Genomic DNA, 14,365 nt, shown 5'->3' with positions numbered 1-14,365 from the left:
ATAATAAATATGAAACGATTATTTCTTGCTTTTTTATTTACCGGTAGCATAACTACTACCCTCATGGCGCAAAGCGCCCAATACACAGAGGCCATGACGAAGCAAACGTCTGACCTGGACAGCAGCAGCATTTTCACGCCTGATGGATTGCAACAAAAGGCCAATACTTTTGAGCGTATTGCGGATGCAGAAAAAAGCCAGTGGTTGCCTTACTATTATGCTGCCTATATGGAGGTAATGCAGGCACTTACGTTGAAAGATAAAAGCCAGATAGATCCGCTGGCCGACAAGGCAGAGGCCAACCTCGACAAGGCCGAAGCGCTGAGTCCAAAGAACTCTGAAATTGCCTGTATCCGTTCACTGGTGGCCACCGCCCGGTTAACAGTGGATCCTATGAGCCGTGGCATGAAGTATGGCCCTGAAGCAGCTTCCCTGCTGGAACAGGCGAAGAGCTTTAATCCGGAGAACCCGAGAATCTACATGTTACAGGGACAATCATTATTATTTACACCTGAACAATGGGGTGGCAGTAAATCAAAAGCTAAAACAACCTTGGAGCTGGCGTTGGAAAAGTTCGCGGCCTTCAAGCCGGAAAGCAGTATAGCACCGCATTGGGGAGAACCATATACCCGCAAGCTGCTGGAACAAAGCCAGCAATAATCAGGTAGTATTTATTCAGATATTTAGTTATTTTGTTTCCGTGATAAAACCATTGAAACAAAATAGCTAAATATTAAAATAGCTGTATAAGAAAATTAAGCTCATGGATTTTAAAGATCTGGACCCGGTATTACATTCACAGTTGAGGCTGGCTATTATGTCCGTGTTGATCAGTGAAAAAGAAGCAGAGTTTACGCTGCTGAAAGAAAAAACAAATGCCACAGCAGGTAATCTGAGTGTACAGATTAATAAATTACGCGATGCGGAATATATTTCCGTAGTAAAACAGTTTAAGGATAATTATCCGCAAACCATCTGCAAGATAACCTCCACCGGCAGGAAAGCCTTTGAAAACTACGTTACTTCCATACAATCTTACCTGAAAGCCGGAAGGCCCTGAGCTATTCCGATGCCAGTTCTGTTTTCTTGAGTGGGTTCCGGGTGTTCTCGGCATAGCGTTCCCGTTGTTCCAGTATTTCCAGGCAGGCAAAAATCGCTTGTCTGAAAGAATCCGGATCCGCCAGGTTTTTGCCGGCAATATCGAATGCCGTGCCGTGATCCGGTGAAGTACGCACAATGCCCAGTCCGGCAGTATAGTTAATACCGTTGCCGCTGGCCAGCGACTTAAACGGTATCAGGCCCTGGTCGTGATACATCGCCAGCACACCATCAAATTGCTTAAACATTTCCCTTGCAAAGAAGGCGTCTGCACTATACGGTCCGAAACACAGGATACCATTGCCTTTCGCGTGCCTGATGGCAGGGGCAATGTGTTCAATTTCTTCGCGGCCAATCAGTCCTTCGTCGCCGGCGTGCGGGTTAAGTCCCAATACGGCAATACGCGGCTGGTCCACACCAAAGTCTTTTACCAGGCTGTCTCTCATCAGGTGCAGCTTGCCCAGGATATTTTCTTTGGTAACATATTTTGCTACGTCCGCCAGGGGTACATGTTCTGTGAGCAGGCCCACACGCATATTGTCGGCGGTCATGAACATGAGCACATCCTTTGCATTGAAGGAATCCCTCAGGTAAGGTGTGTGGCCGGTATAGTTAAAAGTTTCGCTTTGAATATTGTTTTTATGGATGGGGGCTGTCACCAGGCCGGTGATATACCCGTCTTTCAAACAGTTGATGGCAGCTTCCAGTGCCCGTGCGGCGTATTTGCCACCGGTTTCATTCAGTACTCCGGGGGTGATTTGCACTTCTTCTTCCCAGCAGTTATACACGTTTACCTGCTTATGGTTAAGGCGGGTAAAGTCCTTGATGCTCTGGTAGTTAAAATTATTTTCATTCATCAGCTTCCGGTAAAAGTTGATGGTTTTGTTGGATGCAAAAATCACCGGCGTACAAAATTCCATCATACGCGCGTCCATAAACGTTTTGATGATAATTTCGGCGCCAATGCTGTTGATATCACCGATGGTGATGCCGATTACCGGTTTGTTGATCTGAATAGTACTCATGCTGAATTGCCTCAATGAATGGCAAATATAAAGTATTTAGCGGTTAGCTTTTCGCTTTTAGCCGGGGGCATTTTCAAAAGCTAAAAGCTAATAAATGCTTTATCTTTGCGCTTCACAATGTATACACTAAAAAAATCACTCGGCCAGCACTTCCTCACAGATGAGAACATCTCGAGGAAAATTGTGGAGTCGCTACCTGTAATCGAAGGCCAGCAAGTGCTGGAAGTGGGTCCCGGCGGGGGCGCCATCACAAAATACCTGTTGCAGCTGCCAGGCATTCATTTCAAAGCTATTGAGCTGGACAGGGAAAAGGTGGAGTTCCTGGAAAAAACGTACCCCGCTATCAGGGGGAAGCTGATCAACGAAAGCATCCTGGATGCCGCCCTGCCTTTTGAAGGCCCGTTCCGCCTCATCGGCAACTTTCCCTATAATATTTCTACCCAGATCATGTTTAAGCTGCTCGATTGGCGTCAGCAGGTGGATGTGGTAGTGGGCATGTTCCAGAAAGAAGTGGCACAACGTATTGCCGCTCCGCATGGAAATAAGGAATATGGTATCCTGAGCGTGCTGTTACAGGCTTATTATAAGATTGAATATTTGTTTGAAGTACATGAAAACTGCTTCAATCCGCCGCCAAAAGTAAAATCTGCCGTCATCCGCCTCACCCGGCTGGAACAACCGGTAGATATTGCCTCTGAGCGTAAATTTCTTGTATTGGTGAAAACAGCTTTCGGACAACGGCGCAAGCAATTGCGCAATCCGCTGAAAACGATGTTTGACAAGGAACTGTTGGCACAGGACCCCATCTTTACAAAAAGAGCCGAGGAGCTGAGTGTGGCTGATTTTGCAGCATTATCCCATAAGATGATATGACCAGGAAAGTATTAGTTACGGCAAAAACACATCCGTATTTGATTGAACAGCTGGAAAGCAAAGGGTACGAAGTCACCTACCTGCCGGCTGTTACGTATGATGAAGTATATCGTGAGATCGGTGAATGCACAGGGCTGATCGTTACCACGCGTATTCATGTGGACAAGCAGTTGATCGACCAGGCTAAACGCCTGCAGTGGATCGGCCGCCTGGGTTCGGGAATGGAGCTGATCGACGTACCTTATGCAGAAAGTAAGGGCATCCGTTGTGTGAGCAGCCCCGAAGGTAACCGGGATGCGGTAGGAGAGCAGGCGGTGGGCATGTTGTTGTGCCTGTTGAACAATGTGCTGAAAAGCAGCCTGGAGTTACGGCAGGGTATCTGGGAGCGCGACGGCAACCGGGGTTATGAGCTGAATGGCAAAACGGTGGCCATCCTTGGCTATGGTAATACAGGCAGCACCTTTGCGCATAAGTTGCAGGGGTTCGACGTTAACATACTGGCGTACGATAAATATAAAACAGGCTTTGGTACGGCTGCGGTAAAGGAGTCGACCATGGAAGAAATATTCCGGGAGGCAGACGTGGTAAGCTTACACCTGCCACTGACCACCGAAACGAAATACCTGGGCAATGCGGCGTTTTTTGCTTCTTTTGCCCGGCCGGTGTGGTTCATGAATGTGGCCAGGGGCAAGCTGGTGAATAACCGCGACCTGATTGCCGCACTCAGTAATGGCGTGCTGGCGGGGGCCTGCCTGGATGTGCTGGAAAATGAAAAACTATCTGCTTATAACGAAGAAGAAAAAGAACAACTGGCCTGGTTGCTGAAGGCTGATAATGTAGTAGTAACCCCACATATTGCCGGTTACTCTCATCAGGCAAGCATCAAAATGGCCCGTATTGTATTAGAGAAATTAAATATACTTTAAACCTGGTCAAACAGGTGTGTTTTTCGGATATAAATGATTGATTATCAATTTATTTATAACCGAAATAAGGGGCTTTTTTCTTTATACAAATTTCATTATATTTGCAATAATACCAGTAAACAACGCTTCTGTGCAAATGGAGGCGTTGATTTTTTTTTCTTATAACCAAAAAAACACAACAGGTTATGTCTGGCATAAATTACGTTACGAAAGAAACCCTTGATCAAATGATGAGCGAACTGACCCAGCTTAAAACCAAAGGAAGGGCAGAGATTGCACGTGCTATTTCAGAAGCAAGGGAAAAGGGTGACTTAAAGGAAAATGCCGAATATGATGCCGCTAAAGAAGCACAGGGTTTGCATGAAGCGAGGATTGCCACACTGGAAAATGCGATTGCAGCTTCCCGGATAGTGAGTGCAGATGCTATTGATACATCAAAAGTGTCTATCCTTTGTAAGGTAACTATTACAAATGTAGCTAATAAGAAGACTGTTACTTACCAGATCGTTTCTGAAACCGAAGCAGATCTGAAAGCTGGCAAAATTTCGGTAACCTCCCCCATAGGCAAGGGCTTGTTGGGTAAGCAGGTAGGTGAGGTAGCTGAAGTACAGGCGCCAAACGGACAGATTAAATTTAAGATCGATAATATAACTGCATAAGCCTACTTTTTCATGATATTTGCAGGGGTTGCATTCATTTGCAGCCCCTGTTTTTTTTATCATGTTACTAAGAACTACATACTATGACCATCTTCACGAAAATTATCAAAGGCGAGATTCCGAGCTATAAGATAGCAGAGAACGAACATTTTTATGCTTTCCTGGATGTTTTCCCGCTGGTAAAAGGGCATACCCTGGTGATACCCAAAACAGAAACGGATAAGTTCTTTGACGTGGCAGATAACCTGTTGCAGGAGTGGTTATTGTTTGCCAAGCCGATTGCACAGGCCATAGAAAAAGTGATTCCCTGTAATCGTATAGGCATTAGCGTGGTAGGACTGGAAGTGCCGCATGCGCATATGCACCTGATCCCGATTAATTCGGCAGATGATATGAATTTTTCCCGCAGTAAGCTGAAGCTGTCTGTAGAAGAATTTAAGGCAATACAGGCGCAGATTATTGCCGCAATGTAACGGTTATTTGGAAGGGATATTAAACCGGAATCCCACACCGTGCACGGTTTCCAGTTTGATTTGAGGATCTGATTTGAAGTGTTTCCGCAGTTTGGTGATAAATACATCCATACTGCGTCCGAGGAAATAGTCGTCTTTCCCCCATACATTGGAAAGTATATCTTCTCTTTTGAGTGTTTTATTGGGATTATTACAGAAGTATTTCAGCAGGTCCGCTTCTTTTTGTGTAACGGAAATGGATATATCTCCATTGGAAGTATAGAGGCGGAGATCTTCATAATCAAAGGTAAGCTGACCTATTGTATAGAGGTTCAATTTGTCTTTCCCGCGGCTCATCGTCCGTTTCAGGAAAACTTCTATGCGCAGGATCAGTTCCTGCATACTGAAAGGTTTGCTGATATAATCATCTGCACCGGTTTGGAGTCCGGCTATTCTGTCTTCTTTTTCATTTTTAGAAGTGAGGAATAATATAGGAACATGGTCATTGAGTTCGCGGATCTGCTGCGCAAGTTGTAGGCCGTCTTTTTTGGGCATTACCACGTCCAGCAGGCAAATATCGAATGAGCGTAACTGGAACTGTTCCCAGGCCGCCTGGCCGTCTATACTGTGCACTACATCATAGCCCGCTTCTTCCAATCGTTTCTTCGTAACCGCACCAATATTTTGATCATCTTCCACCAATAGGATTCTTGCTTTCATATCTGCCTGATGCTGATTAATATAAAAAAGCTTGTTATACAATTTCCATATAACAAATGATGGTCACTTTTCATAGTTAAGCTGTTGTCCGGACGCATGGCCGTTAGCTTTAATTGGGTTATTGAATTTAAACCAAAGTAACTACAATTTACGGATTTATGAAATAACCTTTTAACCCGGTAACTTTTATCTGGAAATCCTTTCCGGGTGCTGCTGCAGGAATTTCTCCCAGCCTTTTGCTTTGCCTGGTCCTGCGAGCGGATTACCTTCCTGGTAAAAGTGGCATACTGCCACTGCGAGAGCGTCTGTAGCATCAAGGTAATCAGGGCGTTCAGAGATACTGAGGATGCGTTGCAGCATCAGCCAAACCTGTTCTTTATCAGCATTACCATTGCCTGTAACAGATTGTTTTACTTTTTTGGGGGAATATTCGGTGACCTCCAGACCGGCCTGGATAGCCGCTGCAATAGCCACGCCCTGGGCACGGCCCAGTTTCAGCATACTTTGCACATTCTTGCCAAAAAAGGGCGCTTCAATGGCAAAACTGGTTGGTTGGTGCTCTTGAATAAGTTCCTGTACCCTGCAATGAATCAGCTGTAGTCTTTCGTAGTGATCTTTGAATTTAGAGAGTTTCAATACGTTCATCTCCAGGAGGCTGGCCTTTTTTCCTTCGATAAGTATAAGCCCATAGCCCATTACAAGGGTGCCAGGGTCAATGCCGAGAATTATTTTTGACTTGTTTGCCAACAGGAGTTTATTTTTGCCAAAATTTGACTGTCTGAACAAAAGTACCAAAATAATTCTCAATTACTTATTAGGGGCAGGGCTTTTTACTTGGCTGGCATACTCTATCTACTCGCAACTCATCCACCGTGATAACCTGCAACAATCCGTGCGGCACATGTGGGGAGCCTTGCAGGAGAAAGGCTGGGTGGGCATCTTCCTCGTTACGGTACTGATGCTTTTCAACTGGGGACTGGAAGCCCGTAAGTGGCAGAAGCTGGTGAAACCCCTCGAAGAAGTGTCGTTTCTCCGGTCGTTCAGTGCAATCCTTTCCGGCGTATCCCTGTCTATAAACACCCCCAATCGTGTAGGCGAATACGGTGGACGCATACTTTACCTGAAAAACCATAATAAGCTGAAAGCCATTGCGGCAACGATAGTAGGAAGTTTCAGCCAGCTGATCGTCACTATTATTTTTGGGTTAATTGGTTTGCTCTATTATATCAACAACTATGCGCTGGCAAAAGAAAGCGGCTTCCTTACACCTTCTTTATGGCAGAAATTAGTCCTGATTACCGGTACAGTAATTTGTGGCCTGACGATATTGTTATATTTTCGGTTACAAATCATTCTGTCTGTATTTGAAAAGATACCTTTCCTTCGTAAAGCGAAGGTGTTTGTGCAGATCATTGTTAAGTACTCATCCGGCGATTTACGTTACCTGTTGCTGCTTTCAGCCCTGCGGTACGTGGTCTTCTCGGCACAGTATTTGATTTTGTTGGACGCACTTGGCATGGAATTCCTATGGTGGCAGGCCTTCTTACTGAACAGCGTCATCTACCTGGTAATGGCAGGAGTTCCTACCATCGCTATCGCAGAATTAGGAGTCAGGGGGAAAGTAAGTATCTTTTTTCTTGGGTTGCTTAGCTCCAATACCGTGGCCATCGTAGCTGCCACTGCAGGTATCTGGCTGATTAACCTGGTAATACCGGCCGTTTTGGGAAGTGTGCTGTTGTTAGGAGTAAAAATTTTTAAGGAAAAATAGCTTCCATCAATGAAGTATTTGCTACTCATAATTTTAGGACTTTCCTGTATTCAACCCGTTGAAGCACAAACCGATTTCTGCTCCATCCGTAACAGCAGCTTCAATGCTGGTGAAAGTATTACCCTGAAAGTATTCTATAATCTTGGTAAAATGTACGTAGGCGCCGGGGAAGCCACTTTTAACGTGGCACTGGAACGCTTCGCCAACCGCGATGTTTATCATGTGGTAGGCGATGGCAAAACCTACCGTGCATACGACTGGATCTTTAAAGTACGCGACAAATACGAAAGCTACATAGATACCGCCACCCTGCAACCCCTCAAATTTGTCAGGAATGTAAACGAAGGCGGGTACAAGATCTTTAATAATGTAGTGTTTAACCAGGCCGGCCACCAGGCTATCAGCACAAACGGCACCTTTACCGTACCCCCCTGCGTACAGGACGTGATCAGCGCTATCTATTATGCCCGTAACATCGACTTCAACAAATACAACGCAGGCGATAAAATCCCCTTCGCCATGTTCCTCGACGACCAGGTATATAACATCTACATCAGGTACATGGGGAAAGAAGAAGTAAATACCAAGTTCGGGAAGTTCCGGGCCATTAAATTCAAACCCCTCCTCATTAAAGGCACCATCTTCGAAGGCGGCGAAAAAATGACCGTGTGGGTAAGCGACGACGCCAACAAAGTACCGCTACGCATCGAAAGCCCCATATCTGTAGGGAATATCGTGGTAGATATGATCAATTATACCAATCTCCGTTATCCCTTCACTTCGCTGTTAAACAAGAAATAATAAGACTTTAGCCCGACCCGCCACCGTAAGTTTAACAAATCATTTGAGAGCCGGCGCCCAAATTTTACCGACCTTTCGTGCCGCAGAAAAACTTTATATTTGTTGTAATCAACCCTTTATGATTATGGAAGAACGTAAACCGAAAATATTATTGGCTGAGGATGATACCAATCTGGGTATGGTGCTGAAAAATTACCTGGAGCTGAATGACTATGATGTGGAATTATGCCGCGATGGTATCCTGGCCCTGGCAGCCTTCCGCCGCGAAAAATTTGACATCTGTCTGCTGGACATTATGATGCCCAATATGGACGGATTTAAACTGGCGGAAGAAATCAGGGACGTAGACCCCGATATTCCCCTCTTCTTCCTGTCCGCCAAAACCATGAAGGAAGATATCATCCAGGGCTACAAACTGGGCGCGGATGATTATATCTCCAAGCCATTCGACAGCGAACTGCTGCTGCTGAAAATAAAAGCCATCCTGAAACGCAACCAGGAACTGAACAATAAGGAAGAAGAAATTCACGAATTCGTAATCGGCTCCTACTCCTTCAATTCCCGCCTGCGCACCCTGGCCCATAACGGTGAAACACATACGTTATCCCCTAAAGAAAACGAATTGCTCCACATGTTGTGCGAACATAAAAACGACCTCTTGCCACGCGAACTGGCACTGAAGAAAATATGGGGCAGCGATACCTACTTCAACGGCCGCAGCATGGACGTATACATCGCCAAACTGCGCAAATACCTGAAAGACGATAGCAATATCGAAATCGTGAACATTCATGGTAACGGCTTCAGGCTGGTAGTGAAAGAATAGCGGATTTTGTCTTGGCTCAGGATTACGCTGATTTTACTGATTACCTGGATTTTTACTTTTGGATTTTTTTGGATTTTTAGATTTTCTTAAAATAATAATTAAGGGAGATAAGAGCGAATATCCGCTTCTATCTCCCTTAATCCTTTATAAAATCCAAAAGTAAAAATCCAGGTAATCAGTAAAATCAGCGTAATCAGCGAGAAAGACAAAATCCGCGGCATTAAAACAACATATTGGACCCACCCCTGAAGGGAGTTTTCCCCAGGTGGATATAAGCTTTCTCCGTTACTTCCCTGCCCCGCGGGGTACGTTTAATAAAACCTTCCTGGATCAGGAACGGTTCGTATACTTCCTCCAGGGTGCCTGCTTCTTCTCCTACGGCGGTGGCAATAGTAGTGATGCCAACCGGCCCTCCCTTGAAGTTTTCAATGATCGTATTGAGAATACGGTTGTCCATCTCATCCAACCCATATTCATCTACATTCAACGCTTTCAGGCTCAAAAGCGCTATTTCCATATCAATAACCCCGTTGCCTATTACCTGGGCAAAGTCGCGTACGCGGCGCAGCAACCCGTTGGCAATACGTGGCGTTCCGCGCGACCGGCGCGCTATTTCGGTGGCGGCGTCAGAAGTGATCTTTGTATTCAGCAAACCGGCTGCCCGCCAGATAATCTTATGCAGTGTGGCGGCATTGTAGTATTCCAGCCTCGACTTGATCCCAAACCGCGACAGCAGCGGGGCAGTAAGCAACCCCGACCGGGTAGTGGCGCCTATCAGCGTAAACGGCTGCAGGTTAATCTGTATGGCGCGCGCACTCGGACCCGTATCAATCATAATATCAATACGGTAATCTTCCATGGCGGAATACAGGTATTCCTCCACCACGGTGCTTAACCGGTGAATTTCATCAATAAACAACACGTCTTTATCTTCCAGGTTGGTGAGCAGACCGGCGAGGTCGCCGGGCTTTTCAATCACCGGCCCGGAAGTTTCGCGGATATTTACACCCAGTTCATTCGCCACAATACGCGACAGCGTGGTTTTGCCAAGCCCCGGAGGACCATGGAACAACACGTGGTCAAGCGCTTCCCCACGCATTTTTGCCGCTTTAATGAATATCTTCAGGTTCTCGATAATTTGGTCCTGGCCGGAAAATTCAACGATCTCCCGCGGACGTATACTGTTCTCGAACTCTTTCTCAGCGGCACTGAGCTTATTATCTTCTGGTCTTAAAGGCTGATTGGACATAATTGTATATGCCAAAAATACACAAATATTCAAAGGTAGCAGGCAGCTATTGTTTGTTCGTTTTTATATGTTTACTTTAATAGATTAAAATCACCCCGTTATATGCGTAAGTTCCTGTTGCTCCTTGTTTACCTGACCGTTGCTTGCAGCCCCCTTGCCACCATAGCCCAGTTAAAGTTTAAAAAGAATGATTCCTGGCGCTACCAGTTAATATTAAAGGATAGTCTTCAGGGTGGCTACCAGATGGAGATAAACAAAACAATGAGGATCACCATCACCGGCATAAACCCGGATGGTAGCGCCAACCTTGTTTACGAGCTGGAAAGTGCGGCCGCACGGAGGCCAGATGCCCGATTTAATTCAGCAGATCCCGATACCTATCTGCAGGATTGGCAAATGATGAGTCTCATGCTGCTGATGCACCGGCCGGTGGCGTTTAAAATATATTCCAATGATAGTATCAGCGCTCCCGTGAATATTGCAGCCATTGCCAGCGAGGCCGGCGCCTCCCTCGCCCTGACTGACGATGCACTGGCTGCCATAGCGAACAACTGGAATTACCTGAACTTTGAACTGAAGTGCTTTTTCCCGGCTGCGCCCAAGGCACTTACTGCAAATAGCGAATGGAAGGAAAGTCCCTGGAACTTCCGGGTTACAAGCGGCGATAAAGAACTGGTGGAAGTAACCGGCACGCCGGAAGAAAATAAGACAGATAGTGTACGGGTAGCCGGTGGAATTTCGTATAGCCTGATCCGTAATAAGGGAAATGTACAAACCTTTAAGTCGCTGAGCCGGCAGGTGCAGTCAAACGGTACCGCTTTAACAGCGCGGGAAGTCACCGTATCACCCGCCACCGCTAAAGTATTACCGGCCGACACGGCCTGGTTCAATACGCTGATGCGTATGAGCAGAATGAGTAACTGGCTGGAAGTAAACGGAGAACCTGATTCAGCAAAAATTGCCCGGTTCCTGGCAGTGAGTGCTCCTCTGTATGGTAACCGCCTGGCCTTTAAACTGGCAAAGCTGAGTATCTATGGCAGCGGTTCGGAATACATGTATGAGCAATACCAGAATGCACTGAAAGAGGTTCCTTCAGCAGCACTGGCCGGATCATCCTCCCATCTGTTTAATAAATTACAGCATACCTATTATGAAAACCCAGATAGTGCAATGGTATTGCTGAAACTCCTGTCGGCCGACGGAAGGTCACTCGACTCCTGGCTGGATCAATCCTTCGCACAATATCTACCACAGCATGACTTTGATACTATAGAAGCACGTAAGGAGTTTCGCAGCAGAGGCGTCAGTGAAGCACGCATTGCAGAAATATTTGAAGAAAGCAGGAAAGCCCCTGCCGGCGCCCAGTTGCTGCTGACCAGGATATTGGCGGAGAACGACAGTATTTTCCAGGTATCTGTAAGGCCGATGTCGTTATGGAATAAAGCAATGCATACAACGGATACGGCTATATTAAAAAGTATTGCAGCAGATTTCGGGCAAATAAGCCCGGCAGAAATGACACTGGGTAAGGCCGCCCGTTATGAATTGCTGGTACAGGACATCCTTCGCAAATCCAATATGCCGGCTGCCGCGGATGCTTTGCTGGATAAGGCATTGAGCGATCTTAAAAATAACCAGGCCGACACCGCCTTCTGGACAGCACACCCGGAATTGCAAAGCAAGAAAATAGCAAATAAAAACATCCTTTCACACGCTTATTACCTTAAATACGAACAGACAAAGACAACGGATAAAAAAGCGGCGCTGAACTACCTGGCACTGGCCGCTGGCACTGCCCCGAAAAGCAATGCGGACAAAGCGTATGAGAGTTTTTATGATCGCGCTTTTCTTCACTCGGAAGAAAATTACAGCGCCCGTTTTGCCAAAGAACTGGACGCACTCGGCAAGCCCGAAGAAGCAATGAAAGTGCTGTCGCGGCAACTTGCCGCCCAGCCGGATATGCTGGATAGTACACGGGCCTTCTTTAATGCGCACTTCCCCGGCAAATCTTTCAATGCTTACTTCCGCGATGTATTGCTGAAAGAATGGGAGGATGCACCCGATTTTACACTGAAAGGAATGAACAATGAGAACATCCGCCTGGCAGATTACCGGGGAAAATGGTTGCTGCTGGACTTCTGGGGTACCTGGTGCTCACCCTGCCGGAAAGATCTGCCTCACCTTAATACACTGGCCCAGGATATAAACGCCGGGAAGTACCCGGGAAACGCTGTCCTGGCCATTTCCTGCCAGGAGCCGATGGAAACATCACGCAACTTTATAACCGCCAATAAATACGTTTTCCCGGCCGCCCATGCCGATGATAAGATCGAAAAATCTTACAAAATAAAAGGTTATCCTACCAAAGTGTTAGTTTCGCCTGATGGGAAAATGCTAGACTTGCAGTTCGGAGCAGATTATGCTGCTATCCTGCAGACATATAGCAATGCCTATTTCACACAGGAAAAAGAACAACCGTCAACCATCAAAATAGACAACAACAAAAAGGATTAACCGCTTATATGAAGAAATCACTGTTATTATTATTGGCTGCCGGCAGTCTTGCTGCTACCGGCTACACCCAGGATATTAAAGAGAAAGAAGTAGCACGTGTTATCGGTACCCTGGCTGCGGACGACATGCAAGGACGTTACCCCGGCACACCCGGTATTGAAAAGGCTGCACAGTTTATCAGCAGCGAGTTTGAGAAAGCAGGCATTCAGCCGCTGCCCGGCGAAAAAACCTTTCTGCAGGAATTCGGCAAGTTCAGTTTAAAAACTTCCAGTGTATCCCTCACCGTTAGTGGAGAACTGAAAGACTGGCCCGTTGTTGCCGTAGGCACCGGTCGCAGCTTCGATTGGGAAAAAGACAGCAGCTACAATGTTGCTTATGCAAATGAACCTGCTGAACTCATGAAAATATTGCGTGACCCTGCAGCCGTGCAAAAGAATACCCTCGTATGGGTAGGCGCTGATATGGCCGGTTACATCAGCAATATCGCTGCCTCGTTTTCAGAACGGAGCTATGATACAAAAAGTGAACTGGAAGCAGTACCGCCTGCTGAAAAACAAATCATACTGGTATTCGGAAAAGAGCCGGTAGCAGATACCGCCTCCTGGAGCATTCATCTCCGCCGTGAAGTTACCAGCCAGCACTTTGCCAACGTAGCCGGTATGATTAAAGGAAGTACCAAGCCGGATGAGTTCGTGATCTTCTCCGGTCACTACGATCACCTGGGTATATTGCCTTCAGAAGCAGGCGACAGTATCGCCAATGGTGCAGATGATGATGCCTCCGGCACCACAGCAGTGATCATGCTGTCGAAGTATTTTAAGAAACATCCACCCAAACGCTCCGTAATTTTTGTAGCCTTTACAGCGGAAGAATCCGGCGGACATGGGTCCCGTTATTTTTCAGAACACCAGGATCCCGATAAAGTGGTAGCAATGTTTAATATCGAGATGATTGGTAAGGAATCCAAATTCGGTAAGAACAGCGCCTTCATTACGGGGTATGAAAGATCCAGCTTTGGCCCTATCCTCCAGCGCAACCTGAAAGGATCCAGCTTTACTTTCCATCCGGACCCGTATCCGGAGCAGAACCTGTTTTACCGGTCAGACAATGCTACCCTCGCCAGGCAAGGCGTTCCGGCACACACCATTTCCACCACGCAAATAGATAAAGACCATTTCTATCATACAGTAAGAGATGAATTATCGACACTGGATATTAAAAATATCACAGATATTATTAAGGCAATTGCCATCAGCGCCGGCACCATTGTGAATGGTACGGACACGCCTACACGAATTGAGAAGGCATCGCTGAAGAAGTAACCTCATATATTGATCCGGTTGAAGCGAAGCTCAGCCGGATCATTCTTTTTAAATTAACAGTGAACCTATTTTTTTCTCCAAATTCTTTGTTAAATTTACCCCACGAATTTCCCCAATTAGTCATTTAAAACC

15 protein-coding genes are annotated in these 14,365 nt (G+C 46.3%); 11 read left to right on the top strand and 4 right to left on the bottom strand.

Annotated elements, in window-relative coordinates:
• The first annotated feature begins 9 nt into the window (after positions 1-9).
• On the top strand, positions 10-660 hold the full coding sequence (locus ACLHR0_RS04905; RefSeq protein WP_436485098.1) for a hypothetical protein: 651 nt from the start codon (positions 10-12) through the stop codon (positions 658-660).
• A 103-nt stretch (positions 661-763) separates the two neighbouring features.
• Positions 764-1,060: a winged helix-turn-helix domain-containing protein gene (locus ACLHR0_RS04900; protein ID WP_370908411.1), complete on the top strand. Its 297-nt coding sequence runs from the start codon at positions 764-766 to the stop codon at positions 1,058-1,060.
• 1 nt (position 1,061) lies between these two features.
• Here ACLHR0_RS04900 and pdxA read toward each other — a convergent pair whose 3' ends face one another.
• Positions 1,062-2,123: a 4-hydroxythreonine-4-phosphate dehydrogenase PdxA gene (gene pdxA, locus ACLHR0_RS04895; RefSeq protein ID WP_370908410.1), complete on the bottom strand. Its 1,062-nt coding sequence runs from the start codon at positions 2,121-2,123 to the stop codon at positions 1,062-1,064.
• Between the two features lie 117 nt (positions 2,124-2,240).
• On the opposite strand from pdxA, the gene rsmA reads away from it, so the two are divergent.
• The 4 genes from rsmA (at position 2,241) to ACLHR0_RS04875 (ending at position 5,054) form a co-directional block, all read left to right on the top strand.
• On the top strand, positions 2,241-2,996 hold the full coding sequence (gene rsmA / locus ACLHR0_RS04890) for a 16S rRNA (adenine(1518)-N(6)/adenine(1519)-N(6))-dimethyltransferase RsmA (RefSeq protein ID WP_370908409.1): 756 nt from the start codon (positions 2,241-2,243) through the stop codon (positions 2,994-2,996).
• Positions 2,993-3,922, top strand: a complete 930-nt coding sequence (locus ACLHR0_RS04885) for an NAD(P)-dependent oxidoreductase (protein ID WP_436485095.1) — start codon at positions 2,993-2,995, stop codon at positions 3,920-3,922. The genes rsmA and ACLHR0_RS04885 overlap by 4 nt, the downstream gene beginning before the upstream one ends.
• A gap of 185 nt (positions 3,923-4,107) precedes the next feature.
• Positions 4,108-4,581 (top strand): transcription elongation factor GreA, encoded by a 474-nt coding sequence (gene greA / locus ACLHR0_RS04880; RefSeq protein WP_370908407.1) that lies wholly within the window; start codon positions 4,108-4,110, stop codon positions 4,579-4,581.
• A gap of 83 nt (positions 4,582-4,664) precedes the next feature.
• On the top strand, positions 4,665-5,054 hold the full coding sequence (locus ACLHR0_RS04875) for an HIT family protein (RefSeq protein WP_370908406.1): 390 nt from the start codon (positions 4,665-4,667) through the stop codon (positions 5,052-5,054).
• Positions 5,055-5,057: 3 nt separating this feature from the next.
• On the opposite strand, the gene ACLHR0_RS04870 is transcribed toward ACLHR0_RS04875, so the two are convergent.
• The gene (locus ACLHR0_RS04870) at positions 5,058-5,753 is read right to left on the bottom strand and encodes a response regulator transcription factor (RefSeq protein ID WP_111579992.1); all 696 of its coding nucleotides are present in this window, start codon (positions 5,751-5,753) and stop codon (positions 5,058-5,060) included.
• Positions 5,754-5,939: 186 nt separating this feature from the next.
• Positions 5,940-6,500: a crossover junction endodeoxyribonuclease RuvC gene (ruvC, locus tag ACLHR0_RS04865; protein ID WP_370908405.1), complete on the bottom strand. Its 561-nt coding sequence runs from the start codon at positions 6,498-6,500 to the stop codon at positions 5,940-5,942.
• A gap of 154 nt (positions 6,501-6,654) precedes the next feature.
• Between ruvC and ACLHR0_RS04860 the strand changes: the two genes are divergently transcribed.
• The 3 genes from ACLHR0_RS04860 (at position 6,655) to ACLHR0_RS04850 (ending at position 9,148) form a co-directional block, all read left to right on the top strand.
• The gene (locus ACLHR0_RS04860) at positions 6,655-7,521 is read left to right on the top strand and encodes a lysylphosphatidylglycerol synthase domain-containing protein (RefSeq protein WP_429062621.1); all 867 of its coding nucleotides are present in this window, start codon (positions 6,655-6,657) and stop codon (positions 7,519-7,521) included.
• A gap of 9 nt (positions 7,522-7,530) precedes the next feature.
• A complete protein-coding gene (locus ACLHR0_RS04855; protein WP_436485092.1) occupies positions 7,531-8,322 on the top strand; it encodes a DUF3108 domain-containing protein in 792 nt (263 codons plus the stop codon).
• A gap of 124 nt (positions 8,323-8,446) precedes the next feature.
• Positions 8,447-9,148 carry a response regulator transcription factor gene (locus ACLHR0_RS04850; protein WP_429062622.1) on the top strand — a complete coding sequence of 234 codons (702 nt, stop codon included), beginning with the start codon at positions 8,447-8,449 and terminating at the stop codon, positions 9,146-9,148.
• 220 nt (positions 9,149-9,368) lie between these two features.
• Here ACLHR0_RS04850 and ruvB read toward each other — a convergent pair whose 3' ends face one another.
• Positions 9,369-10,412, bottom strand: a complete 1,044-nt coding sequence (ruvB, locus tag ACLHR0_RS04845) for a Holliday junction branch migration DNA helicase RuvB (protein ID WP_429062623.1) — start codon at positions 10,410-10,412, stop codon at positions 9,369-9,371.
• 87 nt (positions 10,413-10,499) lie between these two features.
• Between ruvB and ACLHR0_RS04840 the strand changes: the two genes are divergently transcribed.
• Complete coding sequence (locus ACLHR0_RS04840; RefSeq protein WP_436485090.1) at positions 10,500-12,911, top strand: TlpA family protein disulfide reductase; 2,412 nt, start codon at positions 10,500-10,502, stop codon at positions 12,909-12,911.
• 8 nt (positions 12,912-12,919) lie between these two features.
• The gene (locus ACLHR0_RS04835) at positions 12,920-14,233 is read left to right on the top strand and encodes a M20/M25/M40 family metallo-hydrolase (protein WP_436485088.1); all 1,314 of its coding nucleotides are present in this window, start codon (positions 12,920-12,922) and stop codon (positions 14,231-14,233) included.
• Positions 14,234-14,365: the final 132 nt, after the last annotated feature.

The organism is Chitinophaga sp. ARDCPP14 (assembly GCF_051362515.1).
Classification (GTDB): Bacteria; Bacteroidota; Bacteroidia; order Chitinophagales; family Chitinophagaceae; genus Chitinophaga.
Note: the sequence above shows the minus strand (reverse complement) of the source record. Positions and strands in the feature narration are given on the sequence as shown.